This window comes from Bacillus sp. 11B20, from assembly GCF_056098985.1.
Genome location: NZ_JBLZWZ010000008.1, coordinates 231,868 through 251,045, shown reverse-complemented (window position 1 = coordinate 251,045; position 19,178 = coordinate 231,868). Strand labels below are relative to the sequence as shown.

General features: G+C 41.8%; 25 protein-coding genes, 1 pseudogene and 1 riboswitch. Of the genes and pseudogenes, 22 read left to right on the top strand and 4 right to left on the bottom strand.

Features of this window, described 5'->3' with window-relative positions; genetic code table 11:
• The 8 genes from ACN6NB_RS10525 to lysA all read left to right on the top strand — a co-directional run bounded on the left by ACN6NB_RS10525 (position 1) and on the right by lysA (position 6,361).
• Positions 1–621, top strand: coding sequence for a stage V sporulation protein AA (locus ACN6NB_RS10525; protein ID WP_059377134.1), 621 nt, complete (start codon positions 1–3; stop codon positions 619–621).
• Entirely contained in the window at positions 611–1,027 is a 417-nt protein-coding gene (locus tag ACN6NB_RS10520; RefSeq protein WP_039179670.1) for a stage V sporulation protein AB, read from the top strand. Before ACN6NB_RS10525 ends, ACN6NB_RS10520 begins: the two co-directional genes overlap by 11 nt.
• A 20-nt stretch (positions 1,028–1,047) precedes the next feature.
• A complete protein-coding gene (gene spoVAC / locus ACN6NB_RS10515) occupies positions 1,048–1,500 on the top strand; it encodes a stage V sporulation protein AC (RefSeq protein ID WP_058837983.1) in 453 nt (150 codons plus the stop codon).
• A gap of 12 nt (positions 1,501–1,512) precedes the next feature.
• Positions 1,513–2,529, top strand: coding sequence for a stage V sporulation protein AD (gene spoVAD, locus ACN6NB_RS10510; protein WP_474253353.1), 1,017 nt, complete (start codon positions 1,513–1,515; stop codon positions 2,527–2,529).
• Positions 2,529–2,879: a stage V sporulation protein AE gene (gene spoVAE / locus ACN6NB_RS10505; protein ID WP_007501045.1), complete on the top strand. Its 351-nt coding sequence runs from the start codon at positions 2,529–2,531 to the stop codon at positions 2,877–2,879. The genes spoVAD and spoVAE overlap by 1 nt, the downstream gene beginning before the upstream one ends.
• 6 nt (positions 2,880–2,885) lie before the next feature.
• Positions 2,886–3,494, top strand: a complete 609-nt coding sequence (spoVAEA, locus tag ACN6NB_RS10500) for a stage V sporulation protein SpoVABEA (RefSeq protein ID WP_047204121.1) — start codon at positions 2,886–2,888, stop codon at positions 3,492–3,494.
• On the top strand, positions 3,448–4,920 hold the full coding sequence (locus tag ACN6NB_RS10495; RefSeq protein ID WP_047204120.1) for a spore germination protein: 1,473 nt from the start codon (positions 3,448–3,450) through the stop codon (positions 4,918–4,920). The genes spoVAEA and ACN6NB_RS10495 overlap by 47 nt, the downstream gene beginning before the upstream one ends.
• Before the next feature lie 115 nt (positions 4,921–5,035).
• Positions 5,036–6,361, top strand: coding sequence for a diaminopimelate decarboxylase (lysA, locus tag ACN6NB_RS10490; RefSeq protein ID WP_366204873.1), 1,326 nt, complete (start codon positions 5,036–5,038; stop codon positions 6,359–6,361).
• 38 nt (positions 6,362–6,399) lie between these two features.
• Here lysA and ACN6NB_RS10485 read toward each other — a convergent pair whose 3' ends face one another.
• Positions 6,400–7,284, bottom strand: a complete 885-nt coding sequence (locus tag ACN6NB_RS10485; RefSeq protein ID WP_024422856.1) for a DUF1002 domain-containing protein — start codon at positions 7,282–7,284, stop codon at positions 6,400–6,402.
• A gap of 321 nt (positions 7,285–7,605) precedes the next feature.
• Here ACN6NB_RS10485 and ACN6NB_RS10480 point away from each other — a divergent pair, with 321 nt between their 5' ends.
• Entirely contained in the window at positions 7,606–8,043 is a 438-nt protein-coding gene (locus ACN6NB_RS10480) for a peptidylprolyl isomerase (RefSeq protein WP_008359679.1), read from the top strand.
• A 30-nt stretch (positions 8,044–8,073) separates the two neighbouring features.
• Here the strand turns inward: ACN6NB_RS10480 and ACN6NB_RS10475 are convergent, their stop codons facing one another.
• Positions 8,074–9,273 carry an MFS transporter gene (locus ACN6NB_RS10475; RefSeq protein WP_059377128.1) on the bottom strand — a complete coding sequence of 400 codons (1,200 nt, stop codon included), beginning with the start codon at positions 9,271–9,273 and terminating at the stop codon, positions 8,074–8,076.
• A 267-nt stretch (positions 9,274–9,540) separates the two neighbouring features.
• Here ACN6NB_RS10475 and ACN6NB_RS10470 point away from each other — a divergent pair, with 267 nt between their 5' ends.
• The 7 genes and pseudogenes from ACN6NB_RS10470 to ACN6NB_RS10440 all read left to right on the top strand — a co-directional run bounded on the left by ACN6NB_RS10470 (position 9,541) and on the right by ACN6NB_RS10440 (position 13,874).
• The gene (locus tag ACN6NB_RS10470; protein ID WP_058837978.1) at positions 9,541–10,122 is read left to right on the top strand and encodes a TetR/AcrR family transcriptional regulator; all 582 of its coding nucleotides are present in this window, start codon (positions 9,541–9,543) and stop codon (positions 10,120–10,122) included.
• 193 nt (positions 10,123–10,315) lie between these two features.
• Complete coding sequence (locus ACN6NB_RS10465) at positions 10,316–10,552, top strand: DUF2164 domain-containing protein (protein WP_039179646.1); 237 nt, start codon at positions 10,316–10,318, stop codon at positions 10,550–10,552.
• A gap of 230 nt (positions 10,553–10,782) precedes the next feature.
• A complete protein-coding gene (locus tag ACN6NB_RS10460) occupies positions 10,783–11,127 on the top strand; it encodes a hypothetical protein (protein WP_474253352.1) in 345 nt (114 codons plus the stop codon).
• A gap of 106 nt (positions 11,128–11,233) precedes the next feature.
• Positions 11,234–11,375, top strand: a riboswitch (FMN riboswitch).
• Between the two features lie 252 nt (positions 11,376–11,627).
• Complete coding sequence (gene ribE, locus ACN6NB_RS10455) at positions 11,628–12,278, top strand: riboflavin synthase (protein ID WP_039179642.1); 651 nt, start codon at positions 11,628–11,630, stop codon at positions 12,276–12,278.
• Between the two features lie 11 nt (positions 12,279–12,289).
• Positions 12,290–12,895, top strand: a pseudogene (gene ribB, locus ACN6NB_RS10450) (3,4-dihydroxy-2-butanone-4-phosphate synthase); the annotation flags it as partial.
• A 47-nt stretch (positions 12,896–12,942) separates the two neighbouring features.
• A complete protein-coding gene (ribH, locus tag ACN6NB_RS10445) occupies positions 12,943–13,407 on the top strand; it encodes a 6,7-dimethyl-8-ribityllumazine synthase (protein WP_029706184.1) in 465 nt (154 codons plus the stop codon).
• A 113-nt stretch (positions 13,408–13,520) separates the two neighbouring features.
• Complete coding sequence (locus ACN6NB_RS10440; protein ID WP_039179637.1) at positions 13,521–13,874, top strand: GNAT family N-acetyltransferase; 354 nt, start codon at positions 13,521–13,523, stop codon at positions 13,872–13,874.
• A 24-nt stretch (positions 13,875–13,898) separates the two neighbouring features.
• On the opposite strand, the gene ACN6NB_RS10435 is transcribed toward ACN6NB_RS10440, so the two are convergent.
• The gene (locus ACN6NB_RS10435) at positions 13,899–14,423 is read right to left on the bottom strand and encodes a DUF309 domain-containing protein (RefSeq protein ID WP_058837976.1); all 525 of its coding nucleotides are present in this window, start codon (positions 14,421–14,423) and stop codon (positions 13,899–13,901) included.
• 90 nt (positions 14,424–14,513) lie between these two features.
• Positions 14,514–14,606: a YjcZ family sporulation protein gene (locus ACN6NB_RS10430; protein WP_012010430.1), complete on the bottom strand. Its 93-nt coding sequence runs from the start codon at positions 14,604–14,606 to the stop codon at positions 14,514–14,516.
• A gap of 209 nt (positions 14,607–14,815) precedes the next feature.
• Here ACN6NB_RS10430 and ACN6NB_RS10425 point away from each other — a divergent pair, with 209 nt between their 5' ends.
• From ACN6NB_RS10425 to ACN6NB_RS10400, 6 genes are all read left to right on the top strand, one after another.
• Positions 14,816–15,574 carry a segregation/condensation protein A gene (locus tag ACN6NB_RS10425; protein WP_024422848.1) on the top strand — a complete coding sequence of 253 codons (759 nt, stop codon included), beginning with the start codon at positions 14,816–14,818 and terminating at the stop codon, positions 15,572–15,574.
• Complete coding sequence (gene scpB / locus ACN6NB_RS10420) at positions 15,564–16,157, top strand: SMC-Scp complex subunit ScpB (RefSeq protein WP_024422847.1); 594 nt, start codon at positions 15,564–15,566, stop codon at positions 16,155–16,157. The genes ACN6NB_RS10425 and scpB overlap by 11 nt, the downstream gene beginning before the upstream one ends.
• A 113-nt stretch (positions 16,158–16,270) precedes the next feature.
• Entirely contained in the window at positions 16,271–16,750 is a 480-nt protein-coding gene (locus tag ACN6NB_RS10415; protein WP_039179631.1) for a YpuI family protein, read from the top strand.
• 113 nt (positions 16,751–16,863) lie between these two features.
• The gene (locus tag ACN6NB_RS10410; RefSeq protein ID WP_126681633.1) at positions 16,864–18,015 is read left to right on the top strand and encodes a D-alanyl-D-alanine carboxypeptidase family protein; all 1,152 of its coding nucleotides are present in this window, start codon (positions 16,864–16,866) and stop codon (positions 18,013–18,015) included.
• Positions 18,003–18,590: a nucleoside recognition domain-containing protein gene (locus ACN6NB_RS10405; protein WP_024422844.1), complete on the top strand. Its 588-nt coding sequence runs from the start codon at positions 18,003–18,005 to the stop codon at positions 18,588–18,590. The genes ACN6NB_RS10410 and ACN6NB_RS10405 overlap by 13 nt, the downstream gene beginning before the upstream one ends.
• A gap of 4 nt (positions 18,591–18,594) precedes the next feature.
• The gene (locus ACN6NB_RS10400; protein WP_024422843.1) at positions 18,595–19,131 is read left to right on the top strand and encodes a spore maturation protein; all 537 of its coding nucleotides are present in this window, start codon (positions 18,595–18,597) and stop codon (positions 19,129–19,131) included.
• Positions 19,132–19,178: the final 47 nt, after the last annotated feature.

Below are 19,178 nucleotides of genomic sequence, written 5' to 3'. Positions count from 1 at the left end.
ATGGACGGACAAATCTTTATTCGGCTGCGCCATCGAATCAAGACCGGAATAGATCAGCTCATTTATTTAGAGGATGTCGCCCAAATCACTGGTGATGAGTTTGCTGTGCAAAAGCTTAGCAAAATGCCGGTGTATCATGTCAGCAAAAAGGATCGTCACATCGCCGTTCTTGATATCATGCATGTCGTCAAAACGATCAAAAAAACGTGGCCGGATATCGACATTCAAACCGTTGGCGGCTCTGAGGCCATTGTTGAAATTGATACAGGCAAACGCCAGCTTTCTCCCGTTTTATTTGTGTTTGTATGGCTTCTATTATTTGTCGGAGCGGCGCTTGCCATTATGAATTTCCACGAGGATGTCAGTATGCGGCTCGTTCATATCCGCCTATATGAAATGATCACAGGGAAAACGGTTGAGCATCCGTATTTATTACAAATTCCATATAGCTTTGGACTCGGCCTTGGGATGATTTTGTTTTTCAATCATGTATTTAAAAAGCGTTTAAATGAAGAACCAAGTCCGCTCGAAGTGGAAATGTTTAAATATCAGCTCGATCTCGATCATTATGTCGCACTCAATGAAAATAAAGAAACATTGAAGGATATCCATGATCGGTAAATGGCTTTTTGTCGTACTCGTTGGACTTGGCGGCGGTTTAACAGTCGGAGCAGGATTTGTGGCATTTCTTACAGTGCTTGGCATCATTCCCCGCTTAATGCAATTAACCAAAACGCAGCGCTTCATACAAGGGTACGAGGCGGCAGTCATTAGCGGGGCGGTTGTTGGCGGCTGGGCCACCTTAAGTCAAATACATCTGCATTTAACCAAATGGCTGGCGCTGCCGGTCGGTCTTTTATCAGGCATCTTTGTCGGCATGCTTGCAGCTGCACTTACTGAAGTATTAAATGTACTTCCTATATTAACGAAAAGAATTGGAATGGACGGGAAAATTGTTTTGCTGCTCATGGCCATCGTCTTAGGAAAGATATTTGGTTCACTATTTCATTGGCTTATTTATATTTAAGAAATTGGAGGGAACAACACGTGTCGAGTTTAAAAGAGAACTATCCATCTAAGGTGAAAACGTATCAGCCCAAACCTCCTTATGTCCTCAACTGCATCAAGGCGTTTTTAGTTGGTGGCTTGATCTGTCTGATAGGTGAGGGGCTGCAGAATTTCTATATCCACTTTTTTGATTTTAACGAAAAGACAGCAGGGAACCCGACAGTGGCAACCCTCATTTTAATTTCTTCTCTATTAACGGGTATCGGTATTTACGATAGAATCGGCCAGTTTGCTGGAGCGGGATCAGCCGTACCGGTAACAGGCTTTGCTAACAGTATGACAAGTGCTGCCCTTGAGCATAAAAGTGAAGGGCTTGTTTTAGGTGTTGCCACAAATATGTTTAAGCTCGCTGGGAACGTCATTGTGTTCGGTGTCGTCTCGGCATATATCGTAGGGATCATTCGATACATCTTGGAAAAGATGTTTTCGTAGGAGGAATAAAAGGTGAAACTAACAGGTAAACAATCTTGGGTATTTGAGCACAAGCTTTATGTCAATGCAGAAGGAACTGCTGCAGGACCTAAGGAAAAAGAAGGTCCAATTGGACATTTAATTGATAAAACATACGATGAAATGCACTGTGATCAAAAGAACTGGGAAATGGCTGAAAGGAAGCTCATGGATGATGCGATATCAACCGCTTTATGGAAAGCAAATTTGCAAAAAAGCGATATTGATCTGTTGCTAGCTGGAGATTTACTCAACCAGAACGTCACAGCAAACTATGTGGCAAGAGAGCTGAAGATCCCGTTTCTCTGCTTATTTGGAGCATGCTCGACCTCAATGGAATCGGTCGCCATTGCGTCAGCACTCATTGATGGTGGCTTTGCAAATAGAGCCATCGCAGCAACAAGCAGTCACAATGCGACCGCAGAACGCCAATTTCGAAACCCGACCGAATACGGCGGACAAAAGCCAGATACAGCAACAAGTACCGTAACAGGGAGCGGAGCCGTTATTATCAGCCAAGAGCCCTCACAAATTCAAATTACAAGTGCAACGGTAGGCAGGGTCATGGATCTTGGCATTACAGATCCATTTGATATGGGATCGGCCATGGCACCGGCCGCGGCAGACACCATCAAGCAGCATTTAGAAGACTTAGGAAGAACAGTAGATGATTACGATTTGATTTTAACTGGAGATTTATCAGGCATTGGTTCACCGATCTTAAAGGATCTCCTGAAAGAAGAAGGTATCCAGCTTGGGCGAAAGCACGATGATTGCGGTTTAATCATCTATACACCCGATCAAAACGTATTCGCTGGAGGCAGCGGCTGTGCTTGTTCAGCTGTTGTGACATTTAGTCATATTTTTCAAGAAATGAAAGCAGGGAATCTGCAAAGAGTACTCGTTGTCGCAACCGGGGCGCTACTCAGCCCAATGATGGTTCAGCAAAAAGAGACCATTCCAACCATTGCGCACGGTGTCGTATTTGAGCGTGCAGGAGGAGAGAGCTAATGGATTATCTTATCGCTTTTGTGGCAGGCGGACTTATTTGTGTCATTGGCCAGCTTTTGCTAGATGTACTCAAACTCACGCCGGCACATGTCATGACTACTTTTGTTGTGGCAGGTACCATTTTAGACGGATTCGGTATTTATGATAAATTTATTGAATTTGCAGGTGCGGGCGCAACCGTACCAATCGTCAGCTTTGGTCATAGCTTGCTTCATGGGGCAATGCACCAGGCAGATGTACATGGATTCATCGGCATCGGTATCGGGATTTTTGAATTAACCTCGGCTGGAATATCAGCTGCGATTTTATTCTCATTTATTATCGCACTGATCTTTAAACCGAAAGGATAACCGAATATGGGGCAAAGACGGAAAGTCATTTTAGTGACAGACGGAGATATATATGCTGCCAAAACCATTGAGCTCGCCGCTAAAAACGTCGGCGGACGATGTATTTCCAGCTCAAAAGGAAATCCAAGCAAACGGACAGGACCTGAACTTGTTCAGATGATTTTAAAAACACCGTATGATCCAGTCTTTGTGATGTTTGATGATTCTGGACTGACCGGTGAAGGAACAGGCGAGACGGCGATGAAACATGTAGCACGCCACCCTGAAATCGAAGTCATTGGCGCGATTGCAGTTGCATCTAAGACGCACCAAGCCGAATGGACAAAGGTCCATGTCTCCATTGACCGGGAAGGTGAACTGACAGAATACGGTGTCGACAAACACGGTCTTCCCGAAATGGAGCCCCATAAAATGAGCGGGGATACAGTGTATTGTCTTGACTCCCTCAATCTCCCGTTCGTTGTCGGGATTGGAGATATTGGCAAGATGGGACGGAAAGATGATCTGAGCAAGGGATCTCCAATCACGATGAAAGCAGTGGAATTAATATTAGAAAGGAGTGGCTTCCATGAAGAAAGACAAGGTAAACGTGTACCGAGACCCGAAGAAAAATGAAGATTACTTCAAAGAAAATGTCGGAATGGGTCTCAGCTTTGACCTTGGTGTTCGGAAAATTTATATACACGATCAGGAAATCCAGCTTTACTATGTAAACGGGTTGTGTGATACGCAGTATGTCATCTACTTATTAAAAGAACTTATCGAAATCAATGACAACGAACCAGAATCAGATGATCTTGCACATGTAGTCGAGAACCGCCTTGTCAATCAGCAGGTCTCCAAGGTAGAAACGCTGGATGAAGCGGTGGATCAAGTGCTGTCCGGGCTTGTAGCAGTTGTTGTAGAAGGTGAAAACTACGCCTTTATCATTGATGTTAGAAGTTATCCTGGCAGAATGCCTGAGGAGCCGGATACAGAAAAGGTTGTCAGGGGAGCAAGAGACGGTTTTGTTGAAAACATTATTGTAAATACAGCGCTTATTCGAAGAAGAGTGCGGGATGAAAAACTGCGATACAAAATGCTCAAAGTAGGCGAACGTTCCAAAGCCGATGTTTGTGTTTGCTATATTGAAGATATTGCAGACCCAGATCTTGTAGATATTATAGAAAAAGAAGTATCAGGAATTAAGGTCGATGGGCTGACGATGTCTGATAAAACGATTGAAGAATTTATTATTAAGCAAGGATATAATCCCTTTCCGCTAGTGCGTTACACCGAGCGTCCAGATGTCGCCGCTAACCACATATTAGAAGGGCATGTCATCATCATTACGGATACATCCCCTAGTGTCATCATTACACCAACCACTATTTTTCACCACGTTCAGCATGCAGAAGAATATCGCCAGGCACCTGCCGTTGGTACATTCCTAAGATGGGTACGCTTTTTAGGCATTTTATGTTCTACCTTTCTTTTGCCGATTTGGTTTCTTTTTATCCTTGAACCGAATCTTTTGCCTGACAATTTAAGCTATATTGGGTTTAACAAACCTTCTCATATCCCTGTGATTCTCCAAGTGTTCCTTGCTGATTTCGGGGTGGAATTTTTAAGGATGGCAGCAATTCATACGCCAACCGCATTGTCGACGGCCATGGGACTAATCGCGGCTGTTTTAATTGGACAAATCGCTATTGATGTCGGTTTGTTTACACCAGAGGTCATCTTATACGTTTCACTGGCGGCGATCGGTACCTTTACAACGCCAAGCTATGAGCTGAGTGTCGCCAATAAGATTGTCAGGCTCATCATCCTAGCACTAGTGGCGATCTTCAAGCTGAATGGACTCATCATTGGTTTTACGTTGTTACTCATTTATTTAACTTCCATTCGTTCATTGCAGACGCCTTATATGTGGCCGTTCCTCCCTTTTAATGGGAAGGCTTTGTGGCAAGTGCTGATTCGGACGTCTGTTCCTGGCTCAAAAGTAAGACCGAGCATCGTTCACCCTCAAAACAGATCAAAAATTCCGCCAAATTCTTAAGGCTCATTGAAAGTGGCTGAAGATTGTGATATTGTATTTTTAACTTTGAGACAAGGCACAAGGCAGCTCACGCAGCTGCCTTTTTTCAGCCGAAGCGGAGAAAGAGGGAATGACATTGTATTTACACGGCACTTGCAGACAAAATGAACTCGGTCATTTAGAAATTGGTGGTGTTGATGCTGTTTCTTTAGCTGGAACGTATGGGACACCACTTTATGTATATGATGTGGCTTTAATACGGGAGCGCGCAAAAAGCTTTCAAAAAGCATTTATAGAAGAAGAATTAACAGCGCAGGTAGCATACGCGAGTAAAGCATTTTCTTCTATCGCCATGTTTCAGCTTGCTAAAGAAGAAGGATTATCTCTTGATGTTGTCTCAGGCGGTGAGCTTCACACAGCCATTTGCGCTGGATTCCCAGTAGAAAAAATTCATTTCCATGGCAATAATAAAAGCAGAGAAGAATTAAAAATGGCTTTAGAGCATGGGATCGGCTGTATAGTTGTGGATAATTTCTATGAAATGAAGCTCATTGAACAGCTTGGTCAAGAGCTGTCAAAAAAAGTGAAAGTATTGCTCCGCATCACGCCTGGTGTCGAAGCACATACGCATGATTACATTACGACAGGTCAAGAGGATTCAAAATTTGGCTTTGATCTTCACAATGGACAAGCAGATGAAGCGGTGAAACAAGTGCTTCGTTCAGAAGTGATCGAGCTTTTAGGTGTTCATTGTCATATCGGTTCACAAATTTTTGATACGGCTGGTTTTGTCCTTGCGGCAGATAAAATCTTTTTGAAGCTGGATGAATGGAGAGAATCATTTGGTTTTATTTCTACAGTGTTAAACTTAGGCGGCGGCTTTGGGATTCGTTATACAGAAGAGGATGAACCACTTCCTGCGACAGAATATGTCGAGAAAATAATCCAAGCTGTGAAAGAGAACGTGGCCCGCTATGAGTTCGATATGCCGGAGATTTGGATAGAACCAGGCCGTTCTCTTGTTGGAGATGCAGGGACGACTCTTTATACGATCGGATCATCAAAACACGTACCTGGCATCCGCGATTATGTTGCGGTAGATGGCGGAATGAGTGACAACATTCGTCCGGCTTTATATCAAGCGAAATATGAAGCGGCAAGTGCCAATAAAATGAGTCAAACGCATGATCAAACCGTTTCAATTGCCGGTAAATGCTGTGAAAGCGGAGATATGCTCATTTGGGATATCGATCTGCCAGAGTTATCACAAGGGGATTTATTGGCTGTCTTTTGTACCGGAGCTTACGGCTATAGTATGTCAAACAACTATAACCGCATCCCGCGCCCAGCGGTTGTGTTTGTAGAGGACGGGGAAGCGCAGCTTGTGGTTGAGCGTGAAACCTATGAGGACATTGTCAAACTTGATTTACCGTATCAATCAAAAGTGAAATCATCTAATTAAAAAAGCTGCCTGGGGTACAGGCAGCTTTTTTTCATGGATTATTTTCCTCCAGTGAATACAGAGACGATCGCGTTCCAGATGGAGACAAAGAAATCCCAAATCTTTTGAAGAAGGTTTTTCCCTTCATCTGATTCTATGAATTTTGTAATCTTGTCTTTTGCTTTATCAATTTGAGATCCTACTTGATTCCAATCGATATTGATGTTTTTCATTTTATCAAATAGCGAGACAAGCTGATCTTTTTGATCCTGCGTCAGATTTAAGTTCAAATCAGAAGCCGCCTGATCGACTTTTTCTTCTACTTCTTTTGTGGTTTTAGGGACACCGTTTTTTGCAATGTCATCTTTGATTTTTGCAATAAGGGCAGAAGCGTTGTCTTTCCCGATGGAGTCACCCAATTTAGAAGTTGTCACAAGCTCTTCGTTCGCCACCTGCTTCACATCTTCTGGAATGGCTTTGTCGCTTGACACTTCATACGCTTTAAGTAAGCCCGTCAGTGCGGCTGTACCAGATACTTCAAATGGAGCAGTGACGACAACCTTGGCATCCTTGACACCTGCTGTCATTAAAGCATTTAAATACATCTCATCTGTAATGGTCTTGATGTTGTGTGTATCCACAGTCAGACCAGTACCTGATTTCTCAATGGTGATAGATGAAGATGATAATGCTCTCGTCCCGATAGAAGAACGAGGGATATACTTTCCTAAATATTCGTGCTCTTCTTTATTGGTTACTTCAATTTTTGTCGCATTTTCAGGTGGATTCAACTCGTCAAGCACCTTTTGTCGATCAGCTGGTGTTAAGTCTTGCCCGAGTGTGACGATGACATCGCCGACAGCTGCATCCGCTAAGCTGACTTTTGGCGCACCAATTAGGAAAAGGAGCGCTGCCATCATACCAAGCATCATTTTTTTAAACATGTTGACCTCCTTCAAGTCGAAAGCGTTCCTCTTTCAAGAGAAACTCAGCTTTTGAGTACACGTACAGAAATGCACTCCATCATATAGACGTAACAAATTGACTCGACGTTTCAATTTTCTTTTTAAGATGTGTTCCTTTTCCAATAAATGAAGACATGTCATTTCGTCACATATCATTTTATGAGGAAAAAAGAATCAAGCAATCCTATTTTATCAATCATCAGTTAAGAGGTAAATGACAATCGAAGAGCAGGGGATGTTTAACATCACCGAAAATGTGCTATAATGAGCGTTGTTTAACCTGAAAGGAGAATGTGAAAAATGGCGAAAAAAGGATACATACAATTAACGAATGGAAAGAAAATTGAGTTTGAACTTTACCCAGAGGCTGCTCCAGGTACAGTAGCAAACTTTGAAAAATTAGCGAATGAAGGCTTCTACGATGGATTGAAGTTCCACCGCGTGATTCCAGGCTTCGTCAGCCAAGGCGGGGACCCAAACGGCAATGGAACGGGTGGTCCTGGTTACACAATTAAATGTGAAACAGAAGGAAATCCACATCAGCACGAAAGAGGTTCATTATCAATGGCACATGCTGGTAAAGACACAGGCGGCAGCCAATTCTTTATCGTACATGACCCGCAGCCGCACTTAAACGGTGTTCACACTGTTTTTGGCAAGGTAACATCTGGTATCGAGGCTGTACTTGATATGGAGCAAGGCCAAGGCATGGAAAAAGTTGAAGTTGTGGATGCGTAATCCAAAACACCGCTTAATCGCGGTGTTTTTTTATTTTGTTTCTGAGTCAAATGTGATTTGTTTCGTTAGGCGATAGGTGATGATCCAATACAAAATGGCTAAAGCGCTGATAGAGGCACCAAAAAGACATACTCCGCTCCAGCCATAGGCTGCGTATATGCTGGTTGAAACAATTGAACCGGTCGCACTGCCGATGGAGTAAAAAATCATGTAAGCAGCCGTAAGCCGGCTTCTCGCCTCAGGCCGCACTGTGAAAATCATAGTCTGATTCGTTACGTGTACTGCCTGCACAGATAGGTCAAGAATGATAATGCCAATGACTAAGGCAATAAGTGAATGTTCAGTCAAACTGATGAAAAACCATGAAATGAATAATAGGACAAGGGCTATACCGCTTGTGAACTGTCCAAAACCTCGATCAGCAAGGCTGCCAGCCCGAGCAGCCCCTAATGCTCCGGCTGCTCCAGCAAGACCAAATGCGCCAATAGCAGTATGTGAAAGAGAGTGTGGCGCAGTACTGAGAGGCAGCACGAGTGAAGTCCATAACGTACCAAAGACGATAAAAATCAGAAGAGCTAGAATCCCGCGGATGCGCAGGATTCGTTCTTGTATGAACAATACAAACATTGAACGAAGCAGATGAGCATAAGATAATGACTCTCTTTTGCTGTCATCACGCGGGAGCACTCGGAACAATACGCCAGTTAGGATCAGCATGATGACGGCAGAAACAAGATATACAGACCTCCAGCCAGCAAAATCGGTTAATACACCAGCAAAGGTTCGGGCGAGAAGAATACCGATGACGATTCCACTTTGCACCAAGCCGACGATACGGCCGCGCTCTTCTGGAGCAGCCCAACTTGCTGCAAACGCAACGAGTACCTGAGTGACTACAGCGAGCAGTCCGACCAATGCTAATCCTATAAATAGGACGGTGACGATAGGAGCGATGCCGACTAGAATGAGGGCAAGCACAGATAAAAGCATCTGACCAATGATGAGCCGGCGTCGATTCAACAGATCACCAAGTGGTACGATCAGTAGCAGCCCCGCCGCATAACAAAGCTGAGTAATCGTAATGACAATACCGATGGATGAATACGTGATATCGAACTCGGCTGCCAGTGAATCTAGTAACGGTTGTGCGAAGTATATGTTTGCAACAGCCATCCCGCAGGCTGCTGCAAAAAGTAGTGCCATATAGTGAGTCATTTTATCTTTAACCATTCATTGCATCCCCTCTTTTTGAGCTTTTTAATATAATATACTGATCGGTACAAAATGATTATGATTAAGAATAACCAACAAAACGTTTTAAAGTCAAGATTTTATTTTGGTTATTCTATGTTGATTTGGAGATCAGAAAGACAAATTGACAATGTTACATGAATAAAATACAATCATTATATACCGATTGGTAATGAAAACTTACAAACAAAGAAATAGATGGTTGTTATCGTGAAAGGATTTTATTGTTGAAAAGAGGAATTGATGATGGTTCGACAGCGTGAGTTTGATGAGGAAAAAGCGTTGAATGATGCAATGATGCTTTTTTGGGAAAAGGGGTATAGAGCTACAACGTTAAGCGATTTGACTGCAAAAATGGGAATACAGCGGCCAAGTTTATACGCAGCCTTTGGAGATAAAGAGGAATTATTTGAGGCTGCATTACGCACATATACAAAGCAGCATGCAGCCCGTATTCGAACAAAACTTCAAAACAATCGATCTGTAAAGGAAGCATTTCATCTATTATTGACAGATGTAGTGGAAGAGGAATATGGAGATGGCCCAAGTAAAGGCTGTCTTTGCATTAATACAATAGTGGAGCTTGCTCCACACGAAGAGAAATTTGAAATTTTGACAAGAGAGCATCAGATGTATCTTTCGGTTATTTTTGAAGAAAAGATCGTGCAAGGCATTCGCTCAGGTGAGCTCGAAAGCGGCTTGAATGCTAAAGCCTTAGCACAGACACTGGTCGTTTCTTTCATCGGGCTTACCGTCCTCATGAAGTCACGTCCAGAGCGTTCATTTGTAGATCATTCTGTAGCGACGATCCTATCCATTTTAAAATAAAATGGATAACACCTATGACACCTTCTGAGAAAAAGCGTATTTTGATCCATTACATCAAAATACGCTTTTTCTTTTAGGGCATTCATGCACAGAGTCTTTTTTTATGATATGATAAGAGAACAAACATTCGTATTTATGGAATACCAGCACATCCAGCTGCAAATGAAGAAATAGAAAGAAAGAAGGGGAGACTTTGAAACCACTCACTAAAGAAGAAAAAAATCAAATGATGATGGCCATTCAGCGTTACTTTGCCGAAGAACGAGAAGAAGAGATTGGTGAATTAGCAGCCATTAATATACTAGAATTTATCACAAAAAACCTTGGAAGCTACTATTATAATCAAGGGGTTCGCGACAGCCGCAGCATCGCTGTTCAGCGGTCACAATTGTTAGAGGAAGACTTATTCGCACTCGAAAAAAGAATATAATCGAAAAGCCTGTAGTATCGTGTGGGACGAACTGATAAATAGGAAAAAGACCCCCTTAATAAAGAACGCATATTCGTATCATATGTAATGATTAAGAGGTGGAACCAAAGGGCCATCTGAATCGTTATATAAGTAACCATTAATGAAAATCAGCTTTTTTGGTTTTATTTCAATAAAAGAAGGAATAAAACATACAAATAGGCGAAGTGCAGATGATGGAGGTTCTAAATATGGGGAAAATTAAATTAAAAATGGCAATCTTATTTGTTTTACTGCTTTGTTTAGGCGCAGGTTATTTATACATGAATGGCATGAAAATTGAAGATGTGCCAACAGCCATTGGCGAGAGCCTAACAAATAATGATAAAGATTACACCATCTATGAATATACCATTACGACAATTGATGGAGATGAATATTACGGTCAAGCAAAGAATGGCACCAAAATCATTTTTAATGGTAAGAAATTTGAAGATGATGTGGCCGATCTGAAAAAAGGCGATCGTATTAAAGCCTACTTTAGTAATGAAAAAAGAATAGATGGACTGATAAAAGTAGTAAAAGTCGTAAATTAACATGTCTCCTTTCCTATAAGGAGGCTTTTTTTTTGAAGAAATCTTGATTGTTGCATTTGACAACAAGGATCGCTATAATAGCCCCTAAGGACAGCTAAATATCGATTGTATCCTTCGGGGCAGGGTGAAAATCCCGACCGACGGTAATAAAGCAAATGCTTTACAGCCCGTGACCCGTTAATTTATTAACGGTTGATTCAGTGAAAAGCTGAAGCCGACAGTGAAAGTCTGGATGGGAGAAGGATAAAGAAAGCTATGAACGAAAAATATTTGTTGATCATAGTCTTATTTCTGATGCAAAAAAACCACAGCCCCGGAATTTTTTCCGGGGCTTTCTGTATGTTTTTGTTGTTAATAGATGCATGCAGTGTTTATTAGGTGATCCCTCATCTACCTTGTATGGACCATAAAAAGCGACGAAGGTGCTCAATCGATCACATGTCCCTAACATCGCTTTTTTAAAAAGTGAGAAATACAAATGAAAAGAAAGGGAGGATCACATGTTTACGGGGATTATTGAAGAAGTTGGCACCGTTCAGTCATTAAGTAAAAAGTCAGCAGATGCCATGGAAATTGTCATTACATGCAGCCGTGTGCTAGAAGATGTTCACCTCGGAGACAGTATCGCCATTAATGGAGTATGTCTGACAGTCACAAGCTTCACAAAAGGACAGTTCGCCGCAGATGTGATGCCAGAGACGGTCAAATCGACATCACTGGATCAGCTGACAAAAGGCAGTCCAGTGAATTTAGAGCGAGCCATGTCCTCAAATGGACGATTTGGCGGCCATTTTGTCTCAGGCCATGTTGATGGAACGGCAGTCATTACCCGAATAGAAAAGAAGAGTAATGCCATTTACTATGATTTAAAGATGGACAAGACCCTCACAGATATGCTCACCCAAAAGGGTTCGATCGCAATAGATGGTGTCAGCTTGACCATTTTCGATTTGCGAGATTCACAAGTCACAGTCTCTATTATTCCTCATACGCTTGAAGGAACTATTTTCCCGACTAAATCTATGGGGGATATTGTGAATATAGAGTGTGACATGATCGGTAAATACATTTATCGTTTTTTAACAAAAGAGCAAGGCGATAAACAGCCATCTCGATTGACCCCATCATTTCTAAAAGAGCACGGATTCTAGGAGGCGATTGTATGTATCATTCTGTTGATGAGGCAATAAATGCCCTTAAACAAGGAGAAATCATTATCGTAGTGGATGATGAAGACAGAGAAAATGAAGGAGACTTTGTGGCACTTGCTGAGCATGCCACACCTGAAGTGATTAACTTCATGGCTTTACATGGAAGAGGCCTCATTTGTACGCCAGTCGATGCGTCGATCGCCAAACACCTGAATCTGCATCCAATGGTTGAACATAATACAGATGCACACCATACAGCATTTACAGTAAGCATCGACCATGTGACAACGACGACTGGTATCAGTGCTTTTGAGCGCTCCACGACCATGCTGGCCATGTTAAATAAAGACGCAAAACCAGACGAATTTGCCCGTCCAGGCCATGTTTTTCCGCTTATTGCAAAAGAAGGCGGCGTACTAGAAAGACCAGGTCATACAGAGGCGGCGGTTGATCTTGCTAAACTGGCAGGCTCAGAGCCAGCGGGTGTCATATGTGAAATTATGAATGCAGATGGATCAATGGCTCGCGTCTCTGAACTAAAGGAGATCCAAAAACAGCATGATTTAAAGATGCTGACAATAGAAGCATTACAGATATATTTAAACAATAATCAAACAGCGACTATCAAAACAAAATAAAAATCACAAAAAAGGATGATTAACATATGAATACAATACAAGGTCATGTAGTAGCAGAAGGACTAAAATTTGCAATCGTTGTAGCGAGATTCAATGATTTTATTACAAGTAAACTGTTAGATGGAGCAGAAGACACATTGCTCAGACACGGAGCAAATGGTGATGATATCGATGTTGTGTGGGTACCAGGCGCTTTTGAAATCCCGTACATGGCAAAAAAATTAGCTGAAACCAAAAAATATGATGCAGTCATCACACTTGGAACCGTGATCAGAGGCGCAACGACTCACTATGATTACGTTTGTAATGAAGCTGCTAAAGGAATTGCTCAAAGTGCAATGTCAACAGGGGTACCGATTATCTTTGGTGTACTGACAACAGAATCGATTGAACAAGCCATTGAAAGAGCTGGTACAAAAGCTGGAAATAAAGGCAGCGAATCGGCTGCAGCTGCTATTGAAATGGCGAATCTCAATCGAACGTTCTCTTAATTTAGTGAAAAAGAGTTTAAAAACGGTATAAAAATGTTTATAATGTGTGATGAGCAAATGAATCATAAGACATTTGCTGGAAATTAGGATAATTTGAATATTGAGGGGTATATATGTTAATTCGTTACAAGAGGTCTTTTGAAAAAATTGCCATGGGACTCCTGTCCTTTATGCCGGGTGAGAAAGACGTCAAACAGCTTCAGCAGACGATGAAGTCATATGAAATGGATGAAGATCGGCAGCTGTTCCTATGGAAAGATGGCGAGGATATTGTAGGTGCTATTGGTGTGTTGAAAACAGACGACCAAGTACAAATCGAACATATTAGTGTGAATCCATCCCATCGTGATCAAGGAATCGGCAAGGAAATGGTTTTAGCCGTGGAAGACATATTTAAAACCAAAACACTCATTCCAAATGAATTAACGCAAGGCTTCTTTCATAAGTGTCACAGCGAATCAAATTAAATATCACACATGTAAAAGCAGAGGCTACAGTCCTCTGCTTTTTTTACGTTCAATCTGCTTTTTTCGCTCCAGCAATACATCTGTCCGGTCACGGAGTCTATGTTTTTCGATTAAAAATGTATGGGATAAGTTGCTTTCCTGTCCAAAAAGCAGTCCTTCTTTTTGGGCCATTTCTTGGCATAAAGAAAGAAGTGCTTCATCTTTGATCGGCAGCATCACACTCTCATAGGGCATGTCTTCATCCATCTTCTTTTTCAGCGTTCGCAAAAGCAACAGAAATGCCTCATCATCCAGACCGAGATTCGATAATACTGAACGGTTTGCTTCTAACAAATGAAGACTGTTAGAAATGAGCCTTTTTGCTCCTTTTCCATTTCCCCGTCTTTGATGATACAAGGCAACAGCGAGCTGAATGAGCCCGACCCAATATTCTTTGCGCTGCTCAGGGGGATCTTCCTTCCAATATTCCTCTAGAATTTCATGACACTCAAAATAATCTCTTGTTGTATGAAATTCGTGTAAAAAAGCCACGTACGCTTCAGGATACACAGCGGTCATCTCCTTTTCCACTTTCAGTCTAACATATTGAAAAGAAAAGAAGAAAGAGCGTCCCTTTTGTGAAAAGGACGCTCTGTTTCTTTAATAAACCCAAGCCGCGCCAACGATGATCAGCAAGATGAAAAGCACGACAATAAGCGCGAATCCTCCGCCGAAGTTATAGCCATCTCCCATAATGATACGGCCTCCTTTTTCATCAGTTCTGATTACAATGGTATTCTATGTATAAATGCCCTTATTGGTTTGGGCGGATCCACTGTTTTTCTTGATTTGCCCAAGGCATCATGGCCGAAATTATATTGGACGAGAGCTTTATCCTGTCTTATACTAAAGGTTAGCCGGTGAAACGGTACTTAGAAGACAGTAGAAATGGTGAGAAAAAGATGCTGGAATATCAGGTGAAAATAGATTCGTTCGAGGGTCCTTTGGACTTGCTTTTACATTTAATTAACCGGTTGGAAATTGATATTTATGATATTCCCGTCGCTAAAATTACGGAGCAGTATTTATTATATGTCCACACGATGAGGGAGCTTGAGCTCGATGTTGCGAGTGAATATTTGGTCATGGCTGCAACCCTCCTGAGTATTAAAAGCAGAATGCTTCTTCCGAAACAAGAGGAAGAGCTGTTTGATGAAGACCTGCTCGAAGAGGAAGAGGATCCTCGAGAAGAGCTGATTGGCAAATTGATTGAATACCGCAAGTATAAAAATGCAGCGCAAGAACTAAAGGAACGCGAAGAAGAAAGGCAAAATGCCTTTACAAAACCACCGAGTGATTTAAGCGAATTTGCAAAAGAATCAGAAGCGAAGGACACAAATTTACACGTAACGGTGTATGATATGTTAGGTGCGTTCCAAAAGGTATTAAACAGAAAGAAAATAACGAAACCAGCACCATCAAAGATTACAAGACAAGAAATCCCGATTGAAGACAAAATGAATGAGATTATGAACCATTTAAGAAAAACAAAAAAGCGGACCAATTTCATGACTCTATTTCAACATGATCAAAAGGAACACCTTGTCGTGACGTTTCTTGCTGTTCTCGAATTGATGAAAAGCCATCAAATCATGCTAGAGCAGGAAGGGAACTTTGAAGACATTTATATCATAGGGAGTGAAACGATTCATGACGCTTGATATCGTGAATTGGAAAGCCATCTTAGAAGCGCTGCTGTATGCAGCAGGTGACGAAGGCTTAACAAGAAAACAGCTCATGTCTGTTCTTGAAGTAGATGAGTCGGTATTACTCGACATTATGTCTTCCGTAAAGGAAGAATATCAAAAACAAGAACGAGGGATTGAGCTCATTGAATATGCAGATTCATATATGCTGCTGACGAAAAAAGAATACAGCATGTATTTAAAAAAATTAGTTGAGACACCATCCAAAGGTTTATCGCAGGCAGCGCTGGAGGTGCTTGCCATTGTTTCTTATAAACAGCCGATTACACGCAGTGAGGTAGAGGAGATTAGAGGCGTCAAATCAGAGCGTGTGCTTCATAGCTTAGTAGCCAAAGCATTGCTCTGTGAAGTAGGACGTGCCGATGGCCCGGGACGAGCAATTCTTTATGGGACAACCCCGACCTTTTTAGAGCAATTTGGCTTAAAAGCGTTAGATGAATTACCACCGCTTCCAGAGAATGTGGAAGCAGATGGTGTGCAAGAAGAAGCTGATCTATTTTTTGAAAACTTCAATCAAACATTTGAAGATATAAAATAGTTCAAACGAAGGAAAAATGTATGATAAAATATAAAAAAGATTTTAGGTCTAAAATCTTTTGATGACAGATAAAATGGTGACAAAGCCATGAGGGGAAGGTAAACAAGAAACAAATGGCACATATGAATGTAAAGGCTCAAGTTGATCAAGCAGGCGTCTTTTTATCAAAGGTTGCAATTGAAATGAATGGTTTTCTGAACGAAGCCACCTTATCAAGCTTGAAACAATTAAACCCCGAAGCGGAAGCCTATTATTGTGACATATTGAGTACATTACGGAAGCTTGCAGTGTACAGCGAGGATGCAGCAGCAGTTTGCAGGAAAATGGGGCAGCAGCAGACATTTCCGCAGCAAGCCGCACAGCAGATGCTTCACCGTATTTATCATCAATGTATTGAAGAATTTTTCACGCCGAAAAAGGATACATGGTATGAAGACAGCCGTTCGGCCTATACAGGAAAAAGCAGCATTGTTTTTCACCATGAAGTATCCGCTGATATGAAACAATTATTTTCTTCATTAGAAAAAGACTTTTTAGCGATGAGAGAAGAGCTGGAATATACGACTTCTCATCAGCAAGTGAAAATGGTATAAGTAAGTCGAAGAAGCGTCTCTACATGTAGAGGCGCTTTTTTTTATGGACGAGGCATCATAACTTTTTCAGCTGAGCATACACTTGTACAAAACGGACAAGGACGTGAATGAACATGCCCTATTTAAAAATTGGAACAGCAGTCCTTCTTCTATTTACACTCTTACTGCCTTTTTCCTCACATGCCAAAGCAGACATTTCGTTATCAGTGAGTGCAAGAAGTGCCATTTTAATAGATGGACAGTCAGGCAGAGTCCTATTTGGAAAGGACGAGCACGAAAAAAGAAGAATCGCCAGTATTACAAAAATCATGACGGCTGTATTAGCTATTGAATCAGGAAAAATGAAAGATACCGTCAAAGTATCAAAACGTGCGATTCAAGCGGAGGGCTCATCCATTTATTTAAAGGAAGGGCAGAAGGTGAGCTTAGAAGATTTGATATACGGGCTCATGCTGCGTTCTGGAAATGATGCAGCTGTTGCCATTGCAGAGCATGTTGGCGGCAGCTTAGAAGGCTTTATTTTTATGATGAATCAAAAGGCGGCTGAACTAGGAATGGAGAATACGAACTTTCAAAATCCGCACGGACTCGATGATCATAAAAATCATTATTCATCAGCCTATGACATGGCGATCCTAACAAAATACGCGATGAAACATAAACAATATCAAAAAATTGCTGGTACGACTTTCTATAAAGCAAAAACAATGGAAGGCTATTGGAAAAATAAAAACAAGCTGCTCACCGGTTTATACGAATATTCAACTGGAGGGAAAACAGGATATACAAAACTTGCAAAACGTACACTCGTCTCCACCGCTGCAAAAGGGGATGCTGAGCTGATCGCTGTGACCATTAATGCGCCGGACGACTGGAAGGATCATATCTCTATGTTTGAATATGCATTTGATCACTACAAAACGTATGTGCTTGCTGAAAAAGGAAGACTTGCTTCGTTAAAAGGGAGCTTTTACGAAAAAAAAGCGTTTATCAAGCGTGATGTGGACTATTTTTTAAATGAAGATGAGAAAAAACTTGTCAAAATTGAAACAGAAATGCTCACCCCTAAAAAGAAATGGAAAAAAAACGCCGAAGCCATCCCGGATGTTGTAGGGAAAATGACAATTTTATTAGATGGACAGGTGATCGAGCAATTACCGATTTTTTATGAAAATAAACGAAACCGCATGCCTCAGAAAAGCTTTCAAGAAATGTTTAAGTCTGTCTTTCAGACATCTATAGGCGGATCTTCATGGTCAATCTAATTTGGGTGTTTCTCACTGTCATCGGTCTTGTCTATGCGATGTTTAATGGAACGATGCAGGAAGTGAATGAGGCTGTATTTAAGGGCTCAAAAGAAGCGGTTACTATTTCAATTGGTCTGATTAGTGTCCTCGTTTTTTGGCTCGGGCTCATGAAGATTGCCGAAGAGGCAGGGCTGTTAAATTTCTTTAGTAAATTGTGCCGGCCCTTTATTTCAAAGCTATTCCCGGATATTCCGCCTAATCATCCTGCAATGGGGTATATTTTGTCCAATCTCATGGCGAATTTCTTTGGTCTTGGGAATGCCGCTACACCGCTTGGGATTAAGGCGATGGAGCAGATGAAAGCATTAAACGGCGGAAAAAATGAGGCAAGCCGCTCTATGATTACATTTCTAGCGGTCAACACATCCTCTATCACACTTGTGCCAACAACCGTCATTGCTATAAGAATGACCTATGGGGCAGATCAGCCAACAGACATTGTAGGACCAACCATTTTAGCAACACTCATTTCAGGAATCGGTGCAATTATCATCGATCGTTATTTCCACTATCGCAGAAGCAGGCGGGGGTGATCTTGTGGCATTTATTAACTGGCTGTCTCTTGCTTTGATTCCACTGATCATCGCAGGGATTTTGATTGCTGGAACCATTAAAAAGGTACCAACCTATGAAACATTTGTGGAGGGAGGGAAAGAGGGCATTCAAATTGCCTTTTCCATCATTCCCTATTTAGTCGGCATGCTTGTAGCTATTACGATATTCCGTGCGTCAGGTGCGCTTGATTTTGTTATGGGACTTTTAAAACCAGTCTTTACAGCGATTGGTTTCCCTCCCGAAGTCGTTCCACTTGCGTTTATTCGTCCGATATCAGGAACGGCTGCACTTGGGATGACATCAGACTTGATAGCGACGTATGGTCCAGATTCTTTTATTGGCCAGCTCGCGGCAGTCATGCAAGGGTCAACAGACACCACCCTTTACATTTTGACGGTTTATTTTGGAGCAGTCGGTATTAAAAAAATGGGAGATGCGCTAAAAGTAGGTTTGTTAGCAGATCTCATTGGTGTCATTGCATCTGTGATTATCGTCAGTTTGTTATTTAGCGGCGCCTAATCAGGCGCTTTTTTGTATTTCATGGATGGAAAATCGCTTTTTAGCTG